Origin of the sequence: Cytobacillus gottheilii (assembly GCF_018582665.1) — a bacterium.
GTDB lineage: Bacteria > Bacillota > Bacilli > Bacillales > Cytobacillaceae > Cytobacillus > Cytobacillus gottheilii.
This window is the reverse complement of sequence record NZ_CP071709.1, coordinates 3,187,394-3,211,151: the sequence shown is the minus strand read 5'-3', so window position 1 is coordinate 3,211,151 and position 23,758 is coordinate 3,187,394. Positions and strand designations below refer to the sequence as shown.

The window sequence follows — 23,758 nt, the reverse complement described above, 5'->3', positions numbered from 1 at the left end:
CTTTCAAACGCTATTGGCGGAGGGCACCGTTTATATAAACGGAAATGAAGCAGAAATAAAATTATGGGGTAAAGGTGATTCTATGGCGCATGATCAGGTTCTGACCGCCGAACAAGTCATCGACAGGACAAAGCAATATTTAAATGAGGAGCAAACGGTATTCGTTAAAGAGGCTTATGAATTTGCCAAGCATGCTCATCGTGAACAATATCGCAAATCAGGCGAACCATATATCATTCATCCGATTCAGGTAGCTGGTATTCTGGCTGACTTAGAAATGGATCCTTCTACAGTTGCAGCAGGTTTTTTACATGATGTTGTTGAGGATACAGAAATTACTCTGGAAGATATATCGAACGCATTTAATGATGAAGTTGCCATGCTTGTCGATGGTGTAACAAAATTGGGGAAAATTAAATACAAGTCACAGGAAGAGCAGCAGGCCGAAAATCATCGCAAAATGTTTGTCGCGATGGCACAGGATATCCGTGTCATCTTGATCAAGCTTGCTGACCGTCTTCATAATATGAGGACATTAAAGCATCTGCCGGCTGAAAAGCAGCGCCGCATTTCAAATGAAACACTTGAAATCTTTGCACCTCTCGCCCACCGTTTAGGGATCTCAAAAATTAAATGGGAGCTTGAGGATACTGCATTAAGATATTTAAATCCGCAGCAATACTATCGAATTGTGAACCTGATGAAAAAGAAACGGGCAGAGCGGGAAGAATATCTAGATGAAGTCATTTCAATCATGCGGGAACGGCTTGATGAGGTGGCAATTAAATCTGAAATGTCTGGGCGGCCAAAGCATATTTACAGCATCTATCGAAAAATGGCCCTGCAAAACAAGCAGTTTAATGAAATTTATGACTTATTAGCTGTAAGAATTGTTGTGAACAGCATTAAGGACTGCTACGCGGTTTTGGGGATTATTCATACATGCTGGAAACCGATGCCTGGAAGATTTAAAGATTATATTGCTATGCCAAAGCAAAATATGTACCAATCACTTCATACAACGGTGATTGGACCAAAAGGCGATCCATTGGAAGTGCAGATCCGCACAATGGAAATGCACCGCATCGCTGAGTTCGGGATTGCTGCCCACTGGGCGTATAAAGAAGGCAAAAAAGTGGCTGAAAATTCTTCTTTTGAAGAAAAACTTACATGGTTCAGAGAAATTCTTGATTTCCAGGATGATACGGTGAATGCTGAAGAATTTATGGAATCGTTAAAAATGGATTTATTCTCGGACATGGTGTTTGTCTTCACTCCAAAAGGAGATGTAATTGAGCTTCCATCCGGCTCCGTTCCGATCGATTTTGCGTATCGAATTCACTCTGAGATTGGCAATAAAACAATCGGCAGCAAAGTGAACGGCAAAATGGTGACATTAGACTATAAGCTGCAGACCGGAGATATTATCGAGATTCTTACATCTAAGCATTCGTATGGGCCAAGTAAGGATTGGCTGAAGCTGGCGCAATCTTCACAGGCTAAAAACAAAATCAGACAATTCTTTAAGAAACAGCGAAAAGATGAGAATTTTGAAAAAGGCAAAGAACTCGTTGAAAAAGAAATCCGCAATATGGAGTTTGATTTAAAAGAAATTTTAACAGCAGAAAATGTTAAAAAAGTCGTTGAAAAGTTCAATTTTGCCAATGAAGAGGATATGTATGCTGCAGTTGGCTACAATGGCATCACGGCTCTTCAAGTCGCCAACCGTCTTACAGAGAAGTGGCGCAAGAAGCGTGATCTTGAGCAAAACAACGATATTTCAAATGCTGTTTCAGAATTAAAGTCATTTCCAACAGCAAGGAAACGGGAATCAGGTGTGCGAGTATCTGGCATTGATAACCTGCTCATCCGGTTATCGCGCTGCTGTAATCCCGTACCTGGAGATGAGATTGTTGGCTTTATCACAAAAGGCAGAGGTGTCTCTGTTCACCGTGCAGATTGCACCAATATCCGAACAGATGACGCACAGGCTCGCCTCATTCCGGTTGAATGGGAAACAGGCCTAAACGACAGGAAAGAATATAATGTTGAGATTGAAATTACCGGCTATGATCGCAGAGGTCTATTGAATGAAGTATTGCAGGCGGTAAATGAAACAAAGACAAATATTTCAGCGGTTACCGGCAAATCAGATCGCAATAAGGCAGCTACGATTGATATGTCGATTGCCATTCAAAATGTCAGCCACCTGCAAAAAGTGGTTGATCGAATTAAACAAATACCAGACGTTTATGCTGTTAGACGTATAATGAATTAACCTGGGAGAGTATTGTTATGAAGGTTGTAGTACAGCGAAGCAAGCAGGCTTCGGTTACGGTTGAAGATGAGGTTGTAGGCAGGATTGAAAAAGGGTTTGTCCTTTTAGTTGGTGTCACACATGATGATACGGAAGAGGATGCAGCTTTTCTTGCAGATAAAATAGCAAACTTAAGAGTCTTTGATGATCAAGATGGAAAAATGAATTTATCGATCTTAGACGCTGGCGGAGAAATTTTGTCTGTTTCCCAGTTTACTTTATATGGAGATTGCCGAAAAGGACGCAGACCTAATTTTATGAATGCGGCTAAACCAGATCAGGCAATTGTCCTTTATGATACCTTTAATTCTTATCTGCGTGAAAAAGGCTTAAAGGTCGAAACAGGTACATTTGGTGCCATGATGGATGTAAGCCTGACAAACGACGGTCCTGTAACGCTAATTATTGAAAGTAAATAAAAAAACAGCTCAGGGGAGCTGTTTTTTTATATTTCACTTAAAATATCTCACTAGTCCTTCATACATTCCTGCAGCTGCAGCTTCCTGATATTGCGGGGAGCTGACAGCCATTTCTTCCGCTGGATTGCTTAGGTAGCCTAGTTCAATTAAGATGGCTTTTTGGGTATTTTCTCTGAGTACATAATAATCACCTTGGCGATGCCCTCGGTCTTTTATACGAGTTCTCGCAGCGGTTGCGGCATGAACATCACTGGCAAGCTGTTCCTGAAAGCCATAATAATAATAAGTTGTCATTCCGCGCACACTTCGGTCATTAATGCTATCATAATGAATGCTGATAAAAGCATCTGCTCCATTTACGGAGGAACTTCTTACCCTTGCTTCAAGTGGAATATATGTATCACTGTTTCTTGTAAGAATGACATTTGCACCAGCAGATTTCAGCTTGGCAGCTAATAGCTCTGCAGTCTGCAGATTCAGCTTTTTCTCTAATGTCCCTCTTGTTCCTGTTGTGCCATTATCTCTTCCGCCATGTCCCGGATCGATCACAATCGTTTTATTCTTCACTGATCCTGATCCGCGCTTTTCAATCTGTGCTGCTTGTCCATTCATACTCACAATCCAGCCTGCAACAAAACCTGTGCTGCCATCGGTGAGTTTAACCTCAACCCAATCATTTTCTAAGCGAATCGCCTCAAAAACCTGGCCGGCATTGGCTCTCTCAACAACAGCTGAATTAGTTGAAGAGGACGCACGTATATTCGTGCCATCATGTGTAATAGATACTGTACTGCCGCTTAAAGGCTTCCCTGCTGTTTGTGTGCTGCTGGTATGTTGTTTTTCTAAAAACCAGCCTGCAACCCAACCGAAGGCTCCTGTATCGTATTCAATTTTAACCCAATCATTGCTTTCTTCTAGCATCGTGAATGACTCACCTTTAGTGACTGTACCAATTCTGTCTCCATTTAAGGAAGGAGTGTCTCTTACCGTTAACGAATCTGCTTTAATAAGTGCTGTATTCCCGGATGTCAGCTCACTCTCGCCTGTGCTGGCTGATGAGGAAGCTGTTTGATCCTCGACATAGTCACTGCTGACCCACGCTGATTGGCCAGAAAATGAAATTTCAACCCAGCCGTTCTTCTCTGATAAAATTTTTACAGTCGAACCTTGATCCAGCTTGCCAAGAATGTCCCCGCCAGTTGTTGAGTCTGAGCGGACATTCACCGAACTCCCTGTAATAGTGCCAGTTTTTTCAGCTGCAGGTGGTTCTTCACTTGAATCCATTTGCAGATAATCATTAAATACCCATCCTAGACCAAATGGTGTTTCAAGCTGTGTCCAATCTCCGTTACTTTGTTTAATGCTATAGGTTTCACCTCTATGTACCGTTCCGATTACAGAGTTGTCTGTCCCGGGGGCGCTTCTTACCCGCAGTCCATCTTCAGAGATAGTCGCTTGTCCGCTCATGGAAATACTAACAGATGATGAATGGTCATCTGTTGCAGCCGTAAGCCAGTCAGCGACCCATCCTTGATCTCCCTTATAGCTTATCTGCTGCCATTCATTTTCTTGTCCAAGCAGCTGATATTCCTCGTTCCGGCTCGCTTTTCCTAAAATCGGGTAGCTTAATCCAGGACCAGATCTTACATTCAATTCATCAACCGCAATTTTTATAGCCGCCCCTCCTGCTTCAGCGCTTACAGCGGGAGTAAAAGCAGTTAAGAGTAAAATAAAGCAAAAAAACACGGTTGAAGCCTTTCTTTTTAACAAAAAAATCCTCCTCTCACAGAAAAAAATGCCAAATTGCCAGCCTCACATAGTATAACATTTTCTTCTCGTTGTTTTCAGCCTTGCTCGAGCAATCTTAGAAAAGATTAGTACCAGCCTATTATACTAATTCGTTAGTAAATAGCTATTTCCTCTAAGAAAATTTTCGTGAAAGTGGACTGAAGGACAATAATTTTCAGTTAGCAGGGAATACTAGAGAATACAAAAAATGTAAAGGATGATTTCTATCATGAGATTTGGCGATAAAGGAATGTCTATTCAATCAACTAATAATAAACTATTTGGTGTCGATTTTCATGATTTTATCCAATCAGAGCAGCAATCAAACATGGTGGAGCTTGCTTCTGAGTTTGGCCTGACATTAAAAGATGTGAAAACATTAAAAAAGAAAATGGGACGCTCGTAATTTCGCTCTTGACATTATGTGCTTTGCTCCTTAATATTAAGTAAATAATATAAGCATATAATTTGATGTTTTGATACCCGATGATGGAGAAGAGTAGTTAAATCCTAATTGGAAAGAGAGGAAATGCCTTAGGCTGAAAGCATTTCTCCAAACTGATTTAATGAAAGAACACTTCGTAGGCTTCGTTCTGAAATGCCAATCTGGCCTAGTAGGAAATGAACGTACACAGGCGTTAACTGTAAAAGTGGAAGCAGGTAAACTGTCTTCAATTAGGGTGGCACCACGGGAATATAACTCTCGTCCCTTGTATTTGTAATGAATACAAGGGACGAGAGTTTTTTGTGTTCAGACTATTTTTATACATATATAGTAATTAATTGTTTTAGGAGGATTCGTTATGGCAATTCACATTCCAAGAGGAACACAGGATATTTTACCTGGAGAGGTTGAGAAATGGCAGCTTATTGAACAGAAGGCGAAGGAAATTTGTGACAGATTTCAATATCAGGAAATCAGAACGCCAATTTTCGAACACACAGAGCTGTTTTTGCGCGGAGTAGGCGATACAACGGATGTTGTGCAAAAGGAGATGTATACCTTTGAAGACCGCGGTGAGCGCAGCTTAACCCTTCGTCCAGAGGGAACAGCTGCTGTAGTGCGCTCTTATGTTGAAAATAAGATGTTTGGCTACGCAAATCAGCCGATTAAACTGTATTATATGGGACCCATGTTTCGCTATGAACGCCCTCAGGCAGGAAGATTCCGCCAGTTTGTGCAATTTGGTGTTGAAGCAATCGGCAGTTCCGATCCGGCAATAGACGCAGAAGTGATTGCACTTGCAATGACTTTTTACAAAGAGATGGGCTTGAAAAAATTAAAGCTTGTCATTAACAGCCTGGGCGATAAAGAAAGCAGAGGCGCGCACCGCGATGCACTGATTGCACACTTCAAACCACGGATCGGAGAGTTCTGCAGCGACTGTCAGAACAGATTAGAGAAAAATCCAATGAGGATTTTGGATTGTAAAAAAGATCGTGAGCATGAACTGATGAAGTCAGCTCCATCAATTTTGGATTATTTAAATGAAGAGTCAAAAACTTATTTTGAAAAGGTTCAGAGATATTTACAGGATCTTGACATAGAGTTTGTGGTAGATCCAAATCTAGTGCGCGGATTAGACTATTACACACACACAGCATTTGAGATTATGAGTGATGCAGAAGGCTTTGGTGCCATCACAACACTTTGCGGAGGCGGCCGATACAATGGCTTAACAGAAGACATTGGCGGGCCGGAAGCTCCTGGTATTGGTTTTGCATTCAGTATTGAAAGACTCATTGCAGCCCTTTCAGCCGAAAAGGTAGAGCTGGATTTAAAGAACAGCATAGATTGTTATCTTGTTGCTTTGGGAGACGAAGCAAAGGATTACACAGTTGGCCTGCTGCAGAAGCTTAGAAATGCTGGATTTTCGGCTGATCGAGATTATTTAGATCGTAAAATTAAAGCCCAATTCAAAGCGGCAGACCGTGTAAATGCGAAATATGTTGCTGTTCTTGGAGAAGATGAGCTCAAAGAAAATAAAATCAATTTAAAATCCATGGATACTGGTGAGCAAACAGAAATCAATCTCGATTCATTTATCGAGAAATTTATAGAACTAAGCGGCAAATAGGAGGAATAGAGATGTTTGGCAGAACTTATGAATGTGGTCATATCAACAGCAGCCATATTGGCGAAACTGTTACATTAAAAGGATGGGTGCAAAAGCGGCGCGATCTTGGAGGACTTATTTTTATCGACCTTCGTGACCGTACGGGGATTGTGCAAATCGTGTTTAACCCGGAAGTTTCTAAAGAAGCATTAGAGACAGCAGAAAAAATCAGAAATGAATATGTGCTTGATGTGACAGGAACGGTTGTTGCCCGTCAGGAAGGCACAGTGAATGATAATTTAAAAACAGGTGAAATTGAAATCTCAGTTGCAACTGTGAATATCATTAATGAAGCGAAAACACCTCCATTTGTAATTGAAGATCAAACAGATGTGTCTGAAGATATCCGTCTGAAATACCGGTACTTAGATATGCGCAGACCAGCTATTTTTGAAACATTAAAAATGCGCCACCAAGTCACAAAAACAATGCGTAATTTCCTTGATGAAGAAGGATTCATTGATGTAGAAACACCCATTTTAACGAAAAGCACACCTGAAGGGGCTCGTGATTATTTAGTGCCTAGCCGTGTACATCCAGGCGAATTCTATGCACTTCCGCAATCACCGCAGATTTTCAAGCAGCTATTAATGGTTGGCGGATTTGAAAAATACTATCAGATCGCCCGCTGTTTCCGTGATGAAGACTTGCGTGCAGACCGTCAGCCTGAATTTACACAGCTTGACATCGAAACAAGCTTCATGAGCCAGGATGATATTATTGCGATGATGGAATCAATGATGACAAAAATCATGAAGGATGTTAAAGGCATTCAGATTGAAACACCATTTAACCGGATGCCATACCAAGAGGCGATGGACCGATTTGGCTCAGATAAGCCGGACACACGCTTTGCAATGGAATTAACAGACGTCTCTGCTATTGTTAAAGAATCTGGTTTTAAAGTATTCGCAGGAGCTGTTTCATCTGGCGGGCAGGTTAAAGCGATAAATGTGAAAAACGGTGCATCAGCATACTCTCGTAAAGATATCGATGCTCTAACAGAATTCGTTGCTAGATATGGTGCAAAAGGCCTTGCATGGCTGAAAGCGGAAGAAGAAGGCTTAAAAGGGCCGATTGCTAAATTTGTCAGCCCTGAAGAAGAAAGTGAGCTAAAATCTGTTCTTTCAGTTGAAACAGGAGACCTTCTTTTATTCGTAGCTGATAAAAAGAACGTAGTTGCAGATGCATTAGGTGCACTTCGTCTAAAAATCGGCAAAGAACAGAACCTGATTGATCAAAGCAAATTTAATTTCTTATGGGTAACAGATTGGCCATTGCTTGAGTATGCAGAAGATGAAGGCCGCTATTATGCAGCACACCATCCATTCACAATGCCGGCACGCGAAGACCTGCATTTATTGGACAGCAATCCTGAACAAGTGAAGGCACAGGCATATGACCTAGTCTTAAATGGCTATGAGCTTGGCGGCGGATCCCTTCGTATATTCGAACGTGAAGTCCAGGAAAAAATGTTTGAAGTGCTTGGCTTCTCAAAAGAAGAAGCAAGAGAGCAATTCGGCTTCCTGCTTGAAGCATTCGAATATGGAACACCTCCGCATGGCGGAATTGCACTCGGTCTTGACCGTTTGGTAATGCTGCTTGCAGGCAGAACAAATCTGCGTGATACCATTGCATTCCCTAAAACAGCAAGTGCAAGCTGCGTCCTGACAAATGCACCAGGTGAGGTTAGTGAGACTCAGTTAGATGACTTACACTTAGCTTTAAATCTGAAAAAAAGTGAATAATTGCCTATTCCTTACTCATTGTAAGAGCTTTCATTTCGTGATATAATGAGTTCAATTCATAAAGAGTCCTGATGTGTTCGTTGCAATACCTGAAATTTTGACCGAACATTATTCCTTCGGGAGTCCAGAGTTTCCGAGCCGCGTAAATGCCTCCATGTTAGAGGACTTGCTAATGCAGGAACAGGACACCCACCTGCTGAGTGCGGGTTCAAAACGAAGGCACATGAGGCGACGGCATGATTGGGACTCTTTAACTTCATAATTGTGATTGAAACCCTGCGCTAATTTCGTGGGGTTTTTTGCTGTTGTTATAAAAGAATTGGAAAAATTTTAAAATTAATGGTGAAATTCATTTTAATGGCTGTTACATTCATTTTGAACGTACAAACAAAATGGAGGTAATAAGGATGAAAAGAAAAATTGAAAATTTGCCCGTAGCACGTATTGCGTATATTCGGCATGTTGGACCATATGGGATGGGGAATCTTGAAGCGATGAGGAGAATAAAAGAGTGGGGAAGGGAAAACGGGCTGATGCAGGGAGAAGGGGTAATTGTGGGAATATCCCATGACGATCCGGGGACGACACTGCCTGAACACTGCAGATATGATGCGGGAATTGTGATCACTGAGGGAGTGCTTTTGGATGATACAGTTTGTGGGGGAGTTCTTTTACCAGGAAGATATGCTATTTACGAAGTTGAGCATACAGCCGAAGCAGTCGGGAAAGCCTGGGGCATGATATTTATGGATCTTACGCGAGATGGATTACGTGTGGACATGGAGAGGCCGGCATTTGAGCGATATTCCGAGGAAAAGGTAGAGAGGCATCTCTGTGAGATTTGTGTACCTGTTAAATAGTGGGGATTTAGTGGGTTTGATAGGAAAGTCAGGAATTTTGATAGGAAAGTCGGAAAATTTGATAGGAAACTCAGGAATTTTGATAGGATAAACCCAAAATTTGATAGGAAACCGAGAGATTTTTATAGGAAACTCGAATTTTGATAGGAAACCCAGAATTTGATAGGAAACCGAGGATTTTTGATAGGAAATCCCAAAAATTTGATAGGAAACTCAGGAATTTTGATAGGATAAACCCAAACTTTGATAGGAAAACCAGAAAATTTGATAGCAAACCCAAATCCGCCTTGCTCATTCTCATGAAAAACAAGCATTCCAGGCTCAAAATAAAACAAATTCCTTCATAAACACAAAAAAACCGGAGAATCAAATAGATTTTCTCCGGTTTCAGCTATTATTCTATTACCAAGCCTGGCGATAAATCTCAGCGAGCTCCGTGATCAATGGTAGTTTTGGATTAGCGGTTGTGCACTGATCTTCAAATGCGCGTTCTGCTAAGAAATCAACTCTGCTTTCAAATATTTCTTTATTTACGCCGTTTCCTTGAAGGGTCAATGGGATTTCCAGCTCTTTTGCCAAGTCGCAGACTGCCTGGATCAGCGAGTTGACGCCTTCTTCTGTTGTCCGGGCAGGCAATCCTAGTGTTCTCGCAATTTCCGCATAGCGTTCGTCCGCAATAAAGCGTTCATACTTAGGGAATGCGGTGAATTTTTTTGGTTTGACTGCATTATAGCGAATCACATGCGGCATGAGGATTGCATTGGCACGGCCATGTGCAATATGAAATTCTGCGCCAAGCTTGTGGGCAAGGCTATGGTTGATTCCTAAAAAGGCGTTCGCAAATGCCATTCCGGCGATGGTGGAGGCATTATGCATTTTTTCCCGTGCCACTTCATCGGCTCCATTTCGATATGCTTTAGGCAAATAGTCAAAGACAAGCTGAATGGCTTTCATCGCTAAGCCGTCCGTATAATCATTTGCCATGACGGAAACATAAGCCTCAATGGCATGTGTTAAAACGTCCATGCCTGTATCTGCCGTAATATGCTTCGGTACGGTCATAACATATTGAGGATCAATGATGGCAACGTCAGGCGTTAACTCATAGTCTGCCAAAGGATATTTAATATTTGCTTCTTTATCGGTAATAACAGAGAAGGAAGTGACTTCAGAGCCCGTGCCAGATGTTGTGGGTATCGCGACAAATTGTGCTCTCTCACCGAGTTTTTTATATTTGACGATTCTTTTTCGGATATCTAAAAACTTCTGCTTTAACCCAAAAAATTCAGTATCAGGATGCTCGTAAAATAGCCACATTCCTTTGGCTGCATCCATTGCTGAACCGCCGCCAAGGGCGATAATCACATCTGGATTAAACTGTGCCATCTGCTCAGCACCTTTTATGACCGTTTCAATTGAAGGATCTGGCTCCACATCAGAAAATATTTCACAATGAACATAGTCTGGACGCTTGCGCAGATAATAAAGTACTTTATCGACATAGCCGAGCTTCACCATGCCGGGGTCTGTCACAATAAAGGCTTTCGAGATCTTTGGCATTTTTGCTAAATATTGAGTTGAATTCTTTTCAAAATAAACTTTTGGGGGGATTTTAAACCACTGCATATTATTATTCCTTTGTGCCATTTTTTTAATATTGATAAGATGTACGGCTCCTACATTCGTAGATACAGAGTTTCCGCCATAAGTTCCACAGCCAAGCGTCAATGATGGCATGTAGGCATTGTAGATATCTCCAATGCCTCCTTGAGAGGATGGAGCATTTAAAATAATTCTGCCTGCCTTCATTCGTGTTCCAAATAAGCGCTGCACATGCTCGCTGCTGGAATGAAGAACGGCTGAATGTCCTAAACCGCCAAATTCCAGCATTTCCTCACATCGTGTTAATCCTTCTTCAAGGCTGTTTACTTTATAGCAGGCAAGTACAGGGCTTAGTTTTTCCCGGGATAATGGATAGTCTGCGCCAACACCTTTTAGCTCGGCTACAAGGATTTTTGTTCCTTCTGGCACATGGAAACCTGCTTTTTCAGCGATTGCAGCTGCAGGCATCCCTACAATTTCGGCATTGATAGCACAAGTGTGTTCATTAATGACAAGTTTCTCAAGCTTCTTCTTCTCATCAGGATTAACAAAATAACAGCCATTTTCGATCATTTCATTTTTGACTTCATTGTAGATTTCTTTATCAATGATGACCGCTTGCTCAGATGCACAAATCATCCCGTTGTCGAAGGTTTTGGAGAGAATTAAATCATTGATGGACCGTCTGACATTAGCTGTTTTTTCAATATAGCAAGGAACGTTTCCAGGGCCAACGCCTAGAGCAGGCTTTCCTGAGCTGTATGCAGATTTGACCATTCCGGAGCCGCCGGTTGCAAGAATGAGTGAGATATCAGGGTGTGTCATTAATTGCTGTGTAGCAGCCAGAGATGGTGTTTCAATCCATTGAATACAATGCTCGGGAGCACCGGCCTTTATGGCCGCATCCCGCAGAATACGCGCCGCTTCACTGCTGCATTTTTGTGCAGAAGGATGAAAAGCAAATATAATAGGATTTCTTGTTTTTATTGAGATGAGAGCTTTAAACATGGTTGTTGAAGTTGGATTCGTAACAGGTGTCACTCCAGCGATAACGCCGATCGGTTCAGCAATTTCATAGATGCCTTCATGTTTGTTTTCATGGATGATGCCAACCGTTTTATCGTATTTGATATTGTGATAGATGTATTCTGTTGCAAACATATTTTTAATAATTTTATCTTCATAGACACCTCTGCCGGTTTCCTCTACAGCAAGCTTGGCAAGCGGCATATGCTGGTCAAGTCCTGCAAGAGCCATTGCTTTGACAATGCTATCGATTTTTTCCTGAGAAAAACTGCTGAAATTTTTTAATGCCTGCAGTCCATTGGCAGCAAGCTGGTCAACTTCTGTTAAAACTGAAGCTTTTTCTGTTAGTTGTGTTTCATCAATAGCCATGATTAAACCCTCCGATTAAATTGTGAAATATTTCACATGATAGATTAAAAAAATAAACTATGCATTTACAGGGTTGCGGGGCACTTTTTTGAAAGTGATGTCCGTAAAGATTTTAGAGCTTCTTTTAACAATGACGACATAATTGACAGTCCAAATATAAGTTGGGATAGGATCATCCTCCGCAAAAAACATTGATTCAAATGCATCACCAATTACTGCCTCAAACGATGTTTGCGTATACTCCTCACGATCTGTTGTGAAAGGCATCCACTCATAGACCATCATATCAATCACTCCTTTTCTTTTTCTGAATATAGAATAGCATATGCATGATGAAATAAGATTGTGAAATGTTGAACAAATTATGAATTATGGAAAATTATTCTATTAACAATTTGGTAATATTGCATACTACTTTGTTGAGCAATTGATCGAATCTAGGAAGAGAAAGATCGATAAAAACTTAGAATTGATGAAATAAAATTGGGAAATGATCGAATACGTTCGGGAAATGATCGAAAGATATCTCCAATTTTTTTGTAGTCGGTTTCAATGACGCGAGGTCCAGGTTTAAAGCCGTTAACCTGGAATGAAAGAGTGTAACTAATATATTCCTATCGAACTACTTGTATTTATAAAGAAGTATGATATATTCATTATCGGGTAAATGATAATATATAAGTTGATTACAATCGTTTGGAGTTGAATAAATATGTTGCATCAGTTTTCTAGAAATGAGCTTGCAATCGGCAAGGAAGGTATAGACATCATGAAAAATAGTACGGTTGCCGTACTGGGAATTGGCGGAGTAGGAACGTTTGCAGCGGAAGCGCTTGCCCGCTCTGGTGTCGGCAGACTGATTCTTGTTGATAAAGATGATGTGGATATCACCAATGTGAATAGACAAATTATTGCTTTATTATCAACAGTCGGTCAGCCGAAAGCGGATTTGATGAAAGAAAGAATCAAAGATATTAACCCGGATTGCGAAGTCATCGCACTAAAAATGTTTTATACTGAAGAAACGTATGAGCAATTTTTTGAATATGGTTTGGATTTTGTTGTCGATGCTTCTGATACGATTTCATATAAAATCCACCTAATGAAAGAATGCTTAAGCCGCAATATCCCTGTTATTTCAAGCATGGGTGCTGCGAATAAGATGGATCCAACCCGTTTTCAGATTGCGGATATTTCAAAAACACATACAGATCCAATTGCAAAAGTGATCCGTACCCGTCTAAGAAAAGAAGGCATTCGCAAAGGAATTCCGGTTGTATTTTCCGATGAAAGTCCAATTGTGATTCGCGAGGATGTACGCAAGGAAGTCGGCAAAGATGATGCTGTAATCCGCAAAGCCAAAATGCCGCCATCTTCCAATGCCTTTGTTCCTTCTGTAGCTGGCCTGGTCATGGCGAGTTATGTTGTGAGGGAATTATTAAGCGAAATTAAAATTTCAAGAATAAAAGATGAGAAATAAAAGTCCAGCAATGGGCTTTTTTTCGTTTGTGGAGATGCAAGTTTCTAAGGTGTGAAGTAGCGTTTGGCGGATAAATAGCTGTTTTTGGCGGATATATCAAAATAACGGCGGATATATTTTTTTTACGGCGGATAAAAAATTTAAACGGCGGATATTTTCTCTGGACGGCGGATAGCCCTATTGTTAGCTTCAAAAAAGAACAGAATTCAGCTCTCAATCACGCTCTTTTAAGCAAAAATGATAGCGAATCAGCCTTTTACAACTAATTTTCCTCAAATCTCAATGTACAACCCGTTTAATCTCTCCATCAAACAAATTCGATGCCTCTTCAAAAAGCTTCGTCATTTCTTCATGCTGCTCCAAGGTAGCTTCATATTTGCTGCGTTTCTCCTCAAGCTGTGACTTTAAGAATTCGTTTTGCTCAGACAACTCAGCTTGTATGTTTTTCAACTCTTCGTTTTCCTTCAGCAACTTAGGGAATTCCTCCAAAAATGCAATTATATCTGATAAATGAATGTCTTTTTTCTGTACATCCTGCTCTTTGTTTAAGTGAAACCAGCGATTGGAACAGGCTGCGGCAGAACGGTTCAGCTTTGCTGCGGCTGCTTTAAATGCAGCTGATTTTGGATCGCCATTCCCGGTATATTCGAGCACGGTTTCTCTCAGCAATTCATCGTCCTTATGGGTCCATTTTTGTTTTGCAGTCACGGTAACCACCATCCTCTTTCATTCAGCCTACTATTACCTTCACCTACTGCTGTTAAAAACATACAAAAAATGGATTGACATTCAAAAATGTATTAGTGTATTATTTGACTAGTACACGGATACAGCAAAGGGGGCATTTATATTTGTGACGGCCTTTAAAGGACTTTTAATCAAAGAAGCAAAATTAATGAGAATTTGGTTTATATGGGGGATCCTGCTGAGCATTGCAGTTGCGGCTGCTGGCTATAGCATATCTCAATATGTAAATGACATGATTGTTTTTGAAGTACTTGTGTTCATGATCCTCAGTGCACATGCGTTTTATTTGCCGATTTATTTGCTGCTGTCATTAAATGTGGAAGCAAAAACACAGTTATGGCTTCATAATCCGAACAGCGGTTATCTGCTCTTTTTTTCAAAGTTTTTAACAGGGTTTGTGTTTATGATGGTTTCTATTTTTATTGCTTTCATCATTGCGATATGGGCAACAGAGAGTGATACAGGCATTTATTTCTTGGCCAAAGATCAGCTGCCTAAGTTCATACTGACTGGTGTGTCATTAAGTATTATTGCCTATTCATTCTATTTGGGAATATGGACATTTTTTTACTGGACCTTATATCATTCGCTAAAATTATATGGCTGGAACAGCGGGTTTCGATGGGGGTTTTTAATATGTTTATGGGTAGTCTCATTTTATATTGAAAATCTGATTAAAGAGCTCCCTATTTATCAATCCTTTTGGAATTTTGGCGCCATTGATATGACCAGCCTAAAAACATTAAACTATGAACTTTCAAAACAGTCTTTTTCAGCCGAGCTCACAGCGAATCCTTTTATCTCACTTACAGAAATTGCACTCTATCTAATCCTTTTAATGGCAGTTGTTATTTTTTCCATTTGGATGCTGGAGAAGAAGGTTGAGGTGTGAATACGATGGGAGATCAGTTTCAAGCTTCAAAGCCGATTTATATGCAAATTGTCAGTAAAGTGCAGCAGCAGATTATTCGGGGAGACCTCCAGGCTGGAAGCAAGCTGCCTTCGGTTCGGGAAATGGCGATCCAATCAGGAGTGAATCCAAATACAATCCAAAGGACTTATAGTGAATTGGAGAGGACGGGAATTGTGTTGACGAAACGTGGGCAGGGAACTTTTGTAACGGAAGAGCATGGTGTTATTGCTGCTCTGAAAAGAGAAATGCAGGATGAAGTCATTCATTCCTTTGTCAATAGTATGAAAGAGCTTGGCGTTCCCCCTGAACAATTGATTCAAAAGGTAGAGGACTACTTGGAGGGGACTTCATGATTGAGTTTGCAGAAGTTTACAAGAAGTATGGAAGAAAGAAAGCGATCCATTCCATGTCTTTCGCACTGGAAAAGGGAAAAATTTATGGATTAGTTGGTCCGAATGGAAGCGGGAAATCAACGACGTTAAAACTGATTGCTGGTCTCGCCTATCCCTCCGAAGGCAATGTCAAAGTAAATGGGAAAAAGCCTGATCGAAAAACAGCCGGGACAGTGGCTTACTTAACAGAATTGGATACACTTTATCCTACTTTTACACCTAAGGACTTAATCGCGTTTTACGATACGCAGTTTTCTGATTTTGATCAAACAAGAGCATTTGAATTGCTGAGTTTTATGTCATTGGAAAAAGATACAAAAATAAAGCATCTGTCAAAAGGAAGCCGTGGCAGGTTAAAGCTGGTTTTGGCCTTAGCAAGGGATGCAGAATATCTTCTGCTTGATGAGCCTTTTTCTGGATTAGACCCAATGGTTCGAGAGTCGATTGTGAAAGGGCTGCTGACGTATATCGATTTTGACAAACAAACCCTTCTGATTGCAACTCATGAAATTGCTGAAATTGAAGCCCTGCTGGATGAAGTGCTCGTTTTACAGAATGGTGAACTGATTGCACACGAAGAAGTCGAGGCGTTAAGAGAAGAGAAGGGCCTGTCTATTATTGAGTGGATGAAAGTAATTTTTCAGAGCAGCGTAAAGAGAAATGAAATATAAAAGAGGTGAATATATGGAAAATTTTGTAAAGATTCAAAATGTATCAAAAGTAATTAAAGGCAGAAAAATTATTGATTCCTTAAGCTTTGAGGTGAAAAGCGGCGAGGTATTCGGATTTTTAGGACCAAATGGAGCGGGGAAAACAACGACGATTCGTATGATTGCTGGGTTGATTGGAATCACTTCAGGTGATATTCAGATTCTGGGCAGCAGCGTGAAGACAAACTTTGAAGAAGCCATTCAGCATGTGGGGGCCATTGTTGAGAATCCGGAAATGTATAAGTTTATGAGCGGGTATCAAAACCTCGTGCATTTCGGACGGATGTCAAAAGGCGTAACAAAGGAAAAAATCATGGAAACCGTTGAGTTTGTCGGCTTAAAAGACCGAATTCATGATAAAGTCAAAACCTATTCACTTGGAATGAGGCAGCGCCTTGGATTAGCGCAGTGTCTATTGCATGATCCAAAAGTTTTAATATTGGATGAACCTACTAATGGATTAGATCCTTCTGGTATTAGAGAGATCCGGGACCATATTCGGAAATTAGCAAGAGAAAAAGGCATGGCAGTAATTGTTTCAAGTCATTTGCTCTCAGAAATGGAAATGATGTGTGACCGCATTGGTATTATTCAGCAGGGAAAACTTGTGGATGTTCAGCTTGTGCATGATGTTGTGCAAACAGGTGAAAAACAGTATGAGCTCGAAGCAGAGCCGGCCAATGCGGCAGTTGAGCTATTAAAACAGCAATACCCAGAAAGTTCAATTGTACTATCGGATAAAAATATTTCAATTGTTATTGGTAAAGAAGAGGTTCCGAGCATGATATCAATGCTTGTTCAAAACGATGTAAAGATATACGGGCTGAAAGAAGTTAATAAAACTTTAGAAGACCGATTCCTTGAAATTACTGCAAAGAAGGGGGAGTAAAGAATGCTGAATTTATTAAAAAATGAATGGATGAAAATTTTTAAGCGTGCGGGCACTTATGTCATGATTGGTCTTTTGTTATTATTTGTCACCGTCATGGCTGCATTTATTAAGTATCAGGAAAGCGGCGGAACTGTTCCGGATAATAGCGATTGGCAGCGCGGGATTGAAATGCAAAATGAAACACTGACGAAAGAATTAGAAGAATACGGTGATACATTCACACCTGAAATGAGACACAGTTATGAAAGCGATATTGCCATTGGTGAATATCGACTGGAGCATAATATTTCACCAAATGACAATTATTCTGTCTGGAGCTTTGTTCAGGATGCTTCTTTTGTTATTGAATTTGTTGGGATGTTTTCAATTATTATTGCGGCGGGAATTGTGGCCAGTGAATTTAACTGGGGCACAATCAAACTGCTTCTTATCAGGCCGATCCGCCGGGAAAAAATCCTGCTTTCAAAATATGTAACAGTTGTTTTGTTCAGCTTAATGCTGCTTGTGCTTCTCTTTAGTTATTCTGCTATTTTGGGCGGTATTCTTTTTGGAACTCCTGGTGAAGTGTCGCCATATTTGCGCTATCAGGACGGTCAAGTAATTGAAACAAGTATGTTTGTGCATTTACTGACCTACTATGGATTAAACTCGATTAATTTATTTATGCTGACGACTATGGCCTTTATGATTTCAGCGGCGTTCAGAAACAGTTCGCTTGCAATCGGCCTTTCCCTCTTCCTTATGTTTATGGGCGGCACGGTGACAAGCCTCGTTGCGATGAGATATGATTGGGCGAAGTACATTTTGTTTGCCAATACCGACTTGATGCAATACCTAGATGGCTCTCCGCTGATCGCAGGAATGACAATGGGCTTCTCGGTTATCATGCTTATTATTTACTTCTTGCTGTTCCAGTTCATTGCTTTCTATACATTTAAGAAACGTGATGTGGCTGCATAACAGTCAAAAAATGCTTAGGACCATTGAGGTTCTAAGCATTTTTTATAGACCAGATAGTAAAATGTAAACATTGAGGAAGGTTCCATGCAGGTTTTCTATGAATTTTATAAAAAAATCTGTAAGTCCGTGCCATCGTCGCCAATTATTTCATCAGCTTCTGATAAATCGCCGCAAGTGCCTGCTCAAATTTTCCTGTCAGTTTTGGAGCATAGTATTTTTTATGCTTTAGTTTGTCTGGCAGATATTGCTGTTTTACCCATCCAGATTCATAATCATGCGGATATTTATAGTCAATTCCGCGTCCAAGCTCTGCTGCGCCTTTGTAGTGCGCATCCTTTAAATGGTTTGGCACATCGCCGCTTATGCCGCTGCGGATATCCCCTAAAGCACTATCGATTGCCGAAATGGCTGAGTTTGATTTCGGTGATAGACATAACTCAATCACCGCATTGGCAAGCGGAATGCGTGCTTCGGGAAAACCAAGCCGTTCAGCCGATTCAATCGCTGCTAATGTTCTGGCTCCTGCTTGCGGGGAAGCGAGACCAATATCTTCGTAGGCAATCACTAATAATCTGCGGCCGATACTGGTCAGATCACCGGCTTCGATCAGTCTGCCGAGATAATGCAATGCTGCATTCACATCACTGCCGCGAATCGATTTTTGAAAGCCGGAAAGAACGTCATAATGTCCGTCACCATCTTTATCATGATGAAAGCTCTTTTTCTGCATGCATTCTTCTGCAACTGCTAACGTAATATGGATGACATCATCATCGGCAACTTTTGTTGATAATGCGGCAAGCTCTAAGGCATTGAGGGCACTGCGGACATCTCCGTTAGAACTTGTGGCAAAAAAAGTGAGCGCATCCTCATCGATTTCGATGTCTTTATCTCCAAGCCCTTGTTCGTTATCATGGATGGCTCTTGTTAAGGCAAGCTTTAGATCTTCAATGGATAACGGCTTTAATTCGAAGATCTGGCATCTGCTTCGGATGGCCGGATTAATAGCATGATAGGGATTGCTGGTTGTGGCGCCAATTAATGTAATCATCCCGTTTTCAAGGTATGGAAGCAGAAAGTCCTGTTTGCCTTTATCAAGGCGGTGTACCTCATCAAGGAGAAGAATGACTTTTCCGGACATTTTGGCTTCAGCCGCAACGATTTCCATATCTTTTTTATTATTGGTAACGGCATTTAGTGTGCGGAAGGCAAACCGGGTGCTGCCGGCAATGGCGCTCGCAATCGACGTTTTGCCAATTCCCGGAGGTCCGTATAATATCATGGAGGAAAGCTGTTTGGCTTTTACCATCCGATCTATAATTTTTCCTTCGCCAACTAGATGCTCCTGTCCGATGATTTCGTCTATTGTTTTAGGCCGCATTCTGAAGGCTAACGGTTTAATGCTCATAACAATCACTCCAAATATAGTGCAGGGAATTTTCTGCTTTAAACATATCATAAACTGTCCTTTTGTATAAATGAATAATGCCTGCAATTATGCTATAATGACAAAAGTCTATAGAGAAAGTAAGGAATTAAATATATATAAGATCACTTATGTAGATGGGAAAAGAGGATGAATATGAAGAGAAGAGGCCAGATCGGTCCAAGATTTTCGGTATATTTGATAGGATTGCTCGTAATGAGTCTTGGAATTGATTTGGTGATATTGGCTGATTTAGGAGCTTCACCGTGGGATGTTCTGCATGTTGGTCTTTATTATCAATTCGGATTATCGATTGGAAGCTGGTCCATTATTGTTGGCGTTGCTGTGCTGATTGTGTCAGCTCTTATATCGAAGGAAATGCCCAAGGCCGGTGCATACTTGAATATGATTCTTGTCGGTTTGTTTATCGATATGTACATGTTATTGCCTTTTATGGATACACCTTCAAGTATGACTGGAAAGCTTCTGATGTTTGCAGCCGGTATTCTGATTAACTGTTATGGAATGGGACTTTATATATCAGCACAGCTGGGCGCAGGTCCGCGCGATAGTCTTATGATTGCACTTACTTCAAAGACAGGCTGGAAAGTCGGAAGAGTGCGTGCTGTAATGGAAATATTAGTGTTAATTGTCGGCTGGCAGCTTGGCGGTCCTGTTTTTTGGGGAACCGTTTTTATTAGTTTATGTATAGGTCCACTTGTAGGAAAGGCATTGCCGCAATGTCAAAAGCTGACGGATCTATTTTTGGCGTCGCTACGAAAACAGCCTTTTATAGATAAAGAAAATAGAGGTGTAAATCCATGAAAATTTCAACTAAAGGCCGCTACGGCTTAACCATTATGATTGAACTTGCCAGAAAACATGGGGAAGGACCGATTTCGCTAAAGGTCATTGCCCAAAACAATGATTTATCAGAGCATTACTTAGAGCAGCTCATTGCACCGCTGCGCAATGCCGGACTCGTTAAGAGCATTAGAGGAGCATATGGCGGCTATATACTAGGCAGAGAGCCGCAAGACATCACCTCTGGAGATATAATTCGCGTTTTAGAAGGCCCGATCAGTCCTGTAGAAGGCATTGAAGATGAAGAACCAGCTAAGCGAGAGTTATGGATTAGAATCCGCGATGCAGTTAAAGATGTATTAGACAACACTACGATCGAAGACTTGGCGAATCATACAGATGATAATGCTGGGGATTCTTATATGTTTTATATTTAAAATAATCCCCGAAAGCTAATTTACGGCTTTCATAGGAAGTAATGAATCAAGACTAAAAGTCTGCAGCGATATCATTCGAAAGTCAGAAGGTGAATTAATGGAACATATATATTTAGATCACGCGGCAACAAGCCCGATGCATCCAAGAGTGATTGAGAAAATGATGGAAGTGATGGGACAGGAGTTCGGAAATCCTTCGAGCATTCATCATTTTGGACGAAGTGCGCGGCATATTATTGATGAAGCGCGGGCAGTAATGGCGAAAAGCATTGGTGCGAATGCAAACGAAATTATTTTTACAAGCGGCGGAACCGAAGCCGATAATCACGCGATTTTTGGAACAGCAGATGCTTATCGTGATAAAGGCAATCATATTATCACAACTGAGGTCGAGCATCATGCGGTTTTACATGCCTGCCATCAGCTTGAAAAGCAAGGCTTTACGGTTACGTATTTGCCTGTCGATGAGACTGGAAGAGTTTCAGCAGAAGCTGTTAAAAATGCACTAACTGACGAAACAATTCTTGTCACCATTATGTTCGCCAACAATGAGATTGGCGCGCTACAGCCGATCAAAGAAATTGGTGAGCTTCTTGCTGATCATCAGGCACTTTTTCATACAGATGCTGTCCAAGCCTATGGACTGCAGAAAATCGATGTGAAGGAATTGAAGGTCGATTTATTATCTGTCACGGCCCATAAGCTTAACGGACCTAAAGGGATTGGCTTTCTGTATGCCCATAAAAACGTCATGCTGTCATCTCGTTTGTTTGGCGGTGAGCAAGAGCGAAAACGCAGAGCAGGAACCGAGAATGTCCCTGCAATTGCAGGCTTTCTGGAGGCTATTCGTGTTGCGCAGGAAGAACGGGAAGCGAAGACTGAGCAATATAAAAGCTATCAGGAGCTTTTTGTGCAAAAACTCAATGAAAATGAAGTGAATTTTACCCGGAACGGATCACTTGATTATTCAATGCCACATGTACTAAACTTAAGCTTTCCTGGGACAAATGTAGAACAGATGCTTGTGAACCTTGACCTTGCCGGAATCGCGGCATCAAGCGGTTCAGCCTGCACAGCAGGTTCAATTGAACCATCACATGTGCTTGTTGCGATGTTTGGAAAAGGAGACGATCGTCTGCAAAATTCGATCCGTTTTAGTTTTGGCTTATTCAACACAGCGGAACAGGTTGAAAAAGCAGCACTTGAAACGAGTAAAATTATAAAGCGATTAACATAAAGTGATACTCCATATGGTTGCTATTTGTGGAGCAAACTGACGAGCGGCAAGCGAGTACCATGGAGTGGAAATCATTTAAGATAACATAAATAAAAAGAAAAACAGAAACGTGGTGAAAAACATGAAAAAAGATCCAAAAGATACACGAGTAGTTGTCGGGATGTCAGGCGGTGTTGATTCTTCTGTGGCAGCACTTCTTTTAAAAGAGCAAGGCTATGACGTCATCGGTATTTTCATGAAAAACTGGGATGATACGGATGAATTTGGCGTATGTACAGCAACGGAAGATTATAACGATGTCATCAGAGTCTGCAACCAAATTGGTATTCCTTACTATGCGGTAAACTTTGAAAAGCAGTATTGGGAAAAGGTATTTACGTATTTTCTTGATGAATACAAAGCTGGAAGAACACCAAATCCTGATGTCATGTGCAATAAGGAAATCAAATTCAAAGCGTTTCTTGAGCATGCGGTCAGCCTAGGTGCCGATTACTTAGCAACAGGCCATTATGCACGAGTAGAATACCGTGATGGTGAATACAAAATGCTGAGAGGGCTTGACGAAAATAAAGATCAAACCTATTTCCTTAACCAGCTGACACAAGAACAGCTTTCAAAAGTAATGTTCCCGATTGGCGATATCGAAAAGTCTAAGGTTAGAGAATTAGCGGCGAAAGCAGAGCTGGCAACAGCAACGAAAAAGGATAGTACGGGCATTTGCTTTATTGGCGAGCGCAATTTCAAAGAATTCCTCGGAAACTACCTGCCAGCACAGCCGGGCAATATGGAAACATTCGACGGCAAAGTGGTGGGTCGCCATGATGGATTGATGTACTACACAATCGGTCAGCGCCACGGACTTGGCATTGGCGGAGCAGGTGAACCTTGGTTTGCGATCGGCAAGGACTTAAAGCGCAATGTTCTTTATGTGGGACAAGGCTTCCATAATGAAAAGCTGTATTCAGACAGCATCACAGCTGTAAATGTGAGCTGGGTTTCAGATGAAAAACCACCGCAAACATTCGAATGTACAGCAAAATTCAGATATCGTCAGGCTGACAATAAAGTTACAGTAGAACTCGCCGACGACAATACCGTTAAAGTTACCTTCCATGAACCAATCCGTGCAATTACACCAGGACAAGCGGTTGTGTTCTATGATGGCGACGTCTGCCTGGGCGGCGGAACCATTGACCAAGTATTTAAAAACGAAGACCGTCTTACGTATGTAGGGTAGTTTAAATAGTAGATCTTCAATTAAATCCATTTTCTAAAGGGTTATTAATCTATAAAAAAAGAGAGATTTTATCAGGATATGCCTGGTTGATTGGAACGGAAGGGTACGAGACTCCTGCAGGAGAAGTGGAAATGATGAAACCCCACATGCGCACGCGCCGAGGAGGCTCATCTTCCACCCGCGGAAAGCGAGTACCCTGCAAGTGGAAATCACTTTTACACATTGCTGAAAACAAGCCCTGAATCACTGAATTCAGGGCTTTCTTCCGTCCTAAAAT

21 protein-coding genes, 1 other RNA gene and 1 other annotated feature are annotated in these 23,758 nt (G+C 41.2%); of the genes, 17 read left to right on the top strand and 5 right to left on the bottom strand.

Annotated features, from left to right (window positions below; all coding sequences use genetic code 11):
• The first annotated feature begins 82 nt into the window (after positions 1 to 82).
• Both J1899_RS15955 and dtd read left to right on the top strand, forming a co-directional pair.
• A complete protein-coding gene (locus tag J1899_RS15955) occupies positions 83 to 2,278 on the top strand; it encodes a RelA/SpoT family protein (protein WP_214475166.1) in 2,196 nt (731 codons plus the stop codon).
• Between the two features lie 17 nt (positions 2,279 to 2,295).
• Positions 2,296 to 2,736, top strand: a complete 441-nt coding sequence (dtd, locus tag J1899_RS15950; RefSeq protein ID WP_066443201.1) for a D-aminoacyl-tRNA deacylase — start codon at positions 2,296 to 2,298, stop codon at positions 2,734 to 2,736.
• Between the two features lie 33 nt (positions 2,737 to 2,769).
• On the opposite strand, the gene J1899_RS15945 is transcribed toward dtd, so the two are convergent.
• Positions 2,770 to 4,506: an N-acetylmuramoyl-L-alanine amidase family protein gene (locus J1899_RS15945; protein WP_214475164.1), complete on the bottom strand. Its 1,737-nt coding sequence runs from the start codon at positions 4,504 to 4,506 to the stop codon at positions 2,770 to 2,772.
• 247 nt (positions 4,507 to 4,753) lie between these two features.
• On the opposite strand from J1899_RS15945, the gene J1899_RS15940 reads away from it, so the two are divergent.
• The 5 genes from J1899_RS15940 (at position 4,754) to J1899_RS15920 (ending at position 9,249) form a co-directional block, all read left to right on the top strand.
• Complete coding sequence (locus tag J1899_RS15940) at positions 4,754 to 4,930, top strand: hypothetical protein (protein WP_214475162.1); 177 nt, start codon at positions 4,754 to 4,756, stop codon at positions 4,928 to 4,930.
• A gap of 71 nt (positions 4,931 to 5,001) precedes the next feature.
• Positions 5,002 to 5,238, top strand: a binding site (T-box leader).
• 89 nt (positions 5,239 to 5,327) lie between these two features.
• Entirely contained in the window at positions 5,328 to 6,602 is a 1,275-nt protein-coding gene (hisS, locus tag J1899_RS15935) for a histidine--tRNA ligase (RefSeq protein ID WP_066443203.1), read from the top strand.
• Positions 6,603 to 6,613: 11 nt separating this feature from the next.
• Positions 6,614 to 8,389, top strand: coding sequence for an aspartate--tRNA ligase (aspS, locus tag J1899_RS15930; RefSeq protein ID WP_214475160.1), 1,776 nt, complete (start codon positions 6,614 to 6,616; stop codon positions 8,387 to 8,389).
• A gap of 62 nt (positions 8,390 to 8,451) precedes the next feature.
• A non-coding RNA gene (gene ssrS, locus J1899_RS15925) (6S RNA) lies at positions 8,452 to 8,640 on the top strand.
• A 156-nt stretch (positions 8,641 to 8,796) separates the two neighbouring features.
• Entirely contained in the window at positions 8,797 to 9,249 is a 453-nt protein-coding gene (locus J1899_RS15920; protein ID WP_214475158.1) for an AraC family transcriptional regulator, read from the top strand.
• Between the two features lie 402 nt (positions 9,250 to 9,651).
• On the opposite strand, the gene adhE is transcribed toward J1899_RS15920, so the two are convergent.
• Both adhE and J1899_RS15910 read right to left on the bottom strand, forming a co-directional pair.
• Entirely contained in the window at positions 9,652 to 12,246 is a 2,595-nt protein-coding gene (gene adhE, locus J1899_RS15915) for a bifunctional acetaldehyde-CoA/alcohol dehydrogenase (protein WP_214475156.1), read from the bottom strand.
• Between the two features lie 57 nt (positions 12,247 to 12,303).
• Entirely contained in the window at positions 12,304 to 12,531 is a 228-nt protein-coding gene (locus J1899_RS15910; protein ID WP_066443209.1) for a hypothetical protein, read from the bottom strand.
• A 427-nt stretch (positions 12,532 to 12,958) separates the two neighbouring features.
• On the opposite strand from J1899_RS15910, the gene J1899_RS15905 reads away from it, so the two are divergent.
• The gene (locus J1899_RS15905) at positions 12,959 to 13,726 is read left to right on the top strand and encodes a tRNA threonylcarbamoyladenosine dehydratase (RefSeq protein WP_214475154.1); all 768 of its coding nucleotides are present in this window, start codon (positions 12,959 to 12,961) and stop codon (positions 13,724 to 13,726) included.
• 279 nt (positions 13,727 to 14,005) lie between these two features.
• Here the strand turns inward: J1899_RS15905 and J1899_RS15900 are convergent, their stop codons facing one another.
• A complete protein-coding gene (locus J1899_RS15900) occupies positions 14,006 to 14,434 on the bottom strand; it encodes a hypothetical protein (RefSeq protein WP_214475152.1) in 429 nt (142 codons plus the stop codon).
• A 145-nt stretch (positions 14,435 to 14,579) separates the two neighbouring features.
• On the opposite strand from J1899_RS15900, the gene J1899_RS15895 reads away from it, so the two are divergent.
• From J1899_RS15895 to J1899_RS15875, 5 genes are read left to right on the top strand one after another with little or no spacing between them, the layout of a single operon-like run.
• The gene (locus J1899_RS15895; protein WP_214475150.1) at positions 14,580 to 15,365 is read left to right on the top strand and encodes a hypothetical protein; all 786 of its coding nucleotides are present in this window, start codon (positions 14,580 to 14,582) and stop codon (positions 15,363 to 15,365) included.
• 5 nt (positions 15,366 to 15,370) lie between these two features.
• Positions 15,371 to 15,739 (top strand): GntR family transcriptional regulator, encoded by a 369-nt coding sequence (locus J1899_RS15890; RefSeq protein WP_214478867.1) that lies wholly within the window; start codon positions 15,371 to 15,373, stop codon positions 15,737 to 15,739.
• Positions 15,736 to 16,449: an ABC transporter ATP-binding protein gene (locus J1899_RS15885; RefSeq protein ID WP_214475148.1), complete on the top strand. Its 714-nt coding sequence runs from the start codon at positions 15,736 to 15,738 to the stop codon at positions 16,447 to 16,449. Before J1899_RS15890 ends, J1899_RS15885 begins: the two co-directional genes overlap by 4 nt.
• 13 nt (positions 16,450 to 16,462) lie before the next feature.
• Complete coding sequence (locus J1899_RS15880) at positions 16,463 to 17,377, top strand: ABC transporter ATP-binding protein (RefSeq protein ID WP_214475146.1); 915 nt, start codon at positions 16,463 to 16,465, stop codon at positions 17,375 to 17,377.
• Positions 17,378 to 17,380: 3 nt separating this feature from the next.
• A complete protein-coding gene (locus J1899_RS15875) occupies positions 17,381 to 18,340 on the top strand; it encodes an ABC transporter permease (protein ID WP_214475144.1) in 960 nt (319 codons plus the stop codon).
• Between the two features lie 142 nt (positions 18,341 to 18,482).
• On the opposite strand, the gene J1899_RS15870 is transcribed toward J1899_RS15875, so the two are convergent.
• Positions 18,483 to 19,748 (bottom strand): replication-associated recombination protein A, encoded by a 1,266-nt coding sequence (locus tag J1899_RS15870; RefSeq protein ID WP_214475142.1) that lies wholly within the window; start codon positions 19,746 to 19,748, stop codon positions 18,483 to 18,485.
• Between the two features lie 168 nt (positions 19,749 to 19,916).
• On the opposite strand from J1899_RS15870, the gene J1899_RS15865 reads away from it, so the two are divergent.
• The 4 genes from J1899_RS15865 to mnmA all read left to right on the top strand — a co-directional run bounded on the left by J1899_RS15865 (position 19,917) and on the right by mnmA (position 23,481).
• Entirely contained in the window at positions 19,917 to 20,591 is a 675-nt protein-coding gene (locus J1899_RS15865; protein WP_214475140.1) for a YczE/YyaS/YitT family protein, read from the top strand.
• On the top strand, positions 20,588 to 21,007 hold the full coding sequence (gene cymR / locus J1899_RS15860; RefSeq protein WP_080844756.1) for a cysteine metabolism transcriptional regulator CymR: 420 nt from the start codon (positions 20,588 to 20,590) through the stop codon (positions 21,005 to 21,007). Before J1899_RS15865 ends, cymR begins: the two co-directional genes overlap by 4 nt.
• Positions 21,008 to 21,104: 97 nt before the next feature.
• Positions 21,105 to 22,244, top strand: a complete 1,140-nt coding sequence (locus tag J1899_RS15855; protein ID WP_214475138.1) for a cysteine desulfurase family protein — start codon at positions 21,105 to 21,107, stop codon at positions 22,242 to 22,244.
• A 121-nt stretch (positions 22,245 to 22,365) separates the two neighbouring features.
• Positions 22,366 to 23,481, top strand: coding sequence for a tRNA 2-thiouridine(34) synthase MnmA (gene mnmA / locus J1899_RS15850; RefSeq protein ID WP_080844762.1), 1,116 nt, complete (start codon positions 22,366 to 22,368; stop codon positions 23,479 to 23,481).
• Positions 23,482 to 23,758 lie beyond the last annotated feature (277 nt).

Coding starts and splice junctions, on each gene's coding strand:
- J1899_RS15890 (WP_214478867.1), top strand. CDS start 15,371: ATGGGAGATCAGTTTCAAGCTTCAAAGCCGATTTATATGCAAATTGTC.
- mnmA (WP_080844762.1), top strand. CDS start 22,366: ATGAAAAAAGATCCAAAAGATACACGAGTAGTTGTCGGGATGTCAGGC.
- J1899_RS15940 (WP_214475162.1), top strand. CDS start 4,754: ATGAGATTTGGCGATAAAGGAATGTCTATTCAATCAACTAATAATAAA.
- J1899_RS15920 (WP_214475158.1), top strand. CDS start 8,797: ATGAAAAGAAAAATTGAAAATTTGCCCGTAGCACGTATTGCGTATATT.
- J1899_RS15870 (WP_214475142.1), bottom strand. CDS start 19,748: ATGAGCATTAAACCGTTAGCCTTCAGAATGCGGCCTAAAACAATAGAC.
- adhE (WP_214475156.1), bottom strand. CDS start 12,246: ATGGCTATTGATGAAACACAACTAACAGAAAAAGCTTCAGTTTTAACA.
- J1899_RS15910 (WP_066443209.1), bottom strand. CDS start 12,531: ATGATGGTCTATGAGTGGATGCCTTTCACAACAGATCGTGAGGAGTAT.
- J1899_RS15905 (WP_214475154.1), top strand. CDS start 12,959: ATGTTGCATCAGTTTTCTAGAAATGAGCTTGCAATCGGCAAGGAAGGT.
- aspS (WP_214475160.1), top strand. CDS start 6,614: ATGTTTGGCAGAACTTATGAATGTGGTCATATCAACAGCAGCCATATT.
- dtd (WP_066443201.1), top strand. CDS start 2,296: ATGAAGGTTGTAGTACAGCGAAGCAAGCAGGCTTCGGTTACGGTTGAA.
- cymR (WP_080844756.1), top strand. CDS start 20,588: ATGAAAATTTCAACTAAAGGCCGCTACGGCTTAACCATTATGATTGAA.
- J1899_RS15865 (WP_214475140.1), top strand. CDS start 19,917: ATGAATATGAAGAGAAGAGGCCAGATCGGTCCAAGATTTTCGGTATAT.
- J1899_RS15875 (WP_214475144.1), top strand. CDS start 17,381: ATGCTGAATTTATTAAAAAATGAATGGATGAAAATTTTTAAGCGTGCG.
- J1899_RS15885 (WP_214475148.1), top strand. CDS start 15,736: ATGATTGAGTTTGCAGAAGTTTACAAGAAGTATGGAAGAAAGAAAGCG.
- J1899_RS15880 (WP_214475146.1), top strand. CDS start 16,463: ATGGAAAATTTTGTAAAGATTCAAAATGTATCAAAAGTAATTAAAGGC.
- J1899_RS15955 (WP_214475166.1), top strand. CDS start 83: ATGGCGCATGATCAGGTTCTGACCGCCGAACAAGTCATCGACAGGACA.
- J1899_RS15855 (WP_214475138.1), top strand. CDS start 21,105: ATGGAACATATATATTTAGATCACGCGGCAACAAGCCCGATGCATCCA.
- hisS (WP_066443203.1), top strand. CDS start 5,328: ATGGCAATTCACATTCCAAGAGGAACACAGGATATTTTACCTGGAGAG.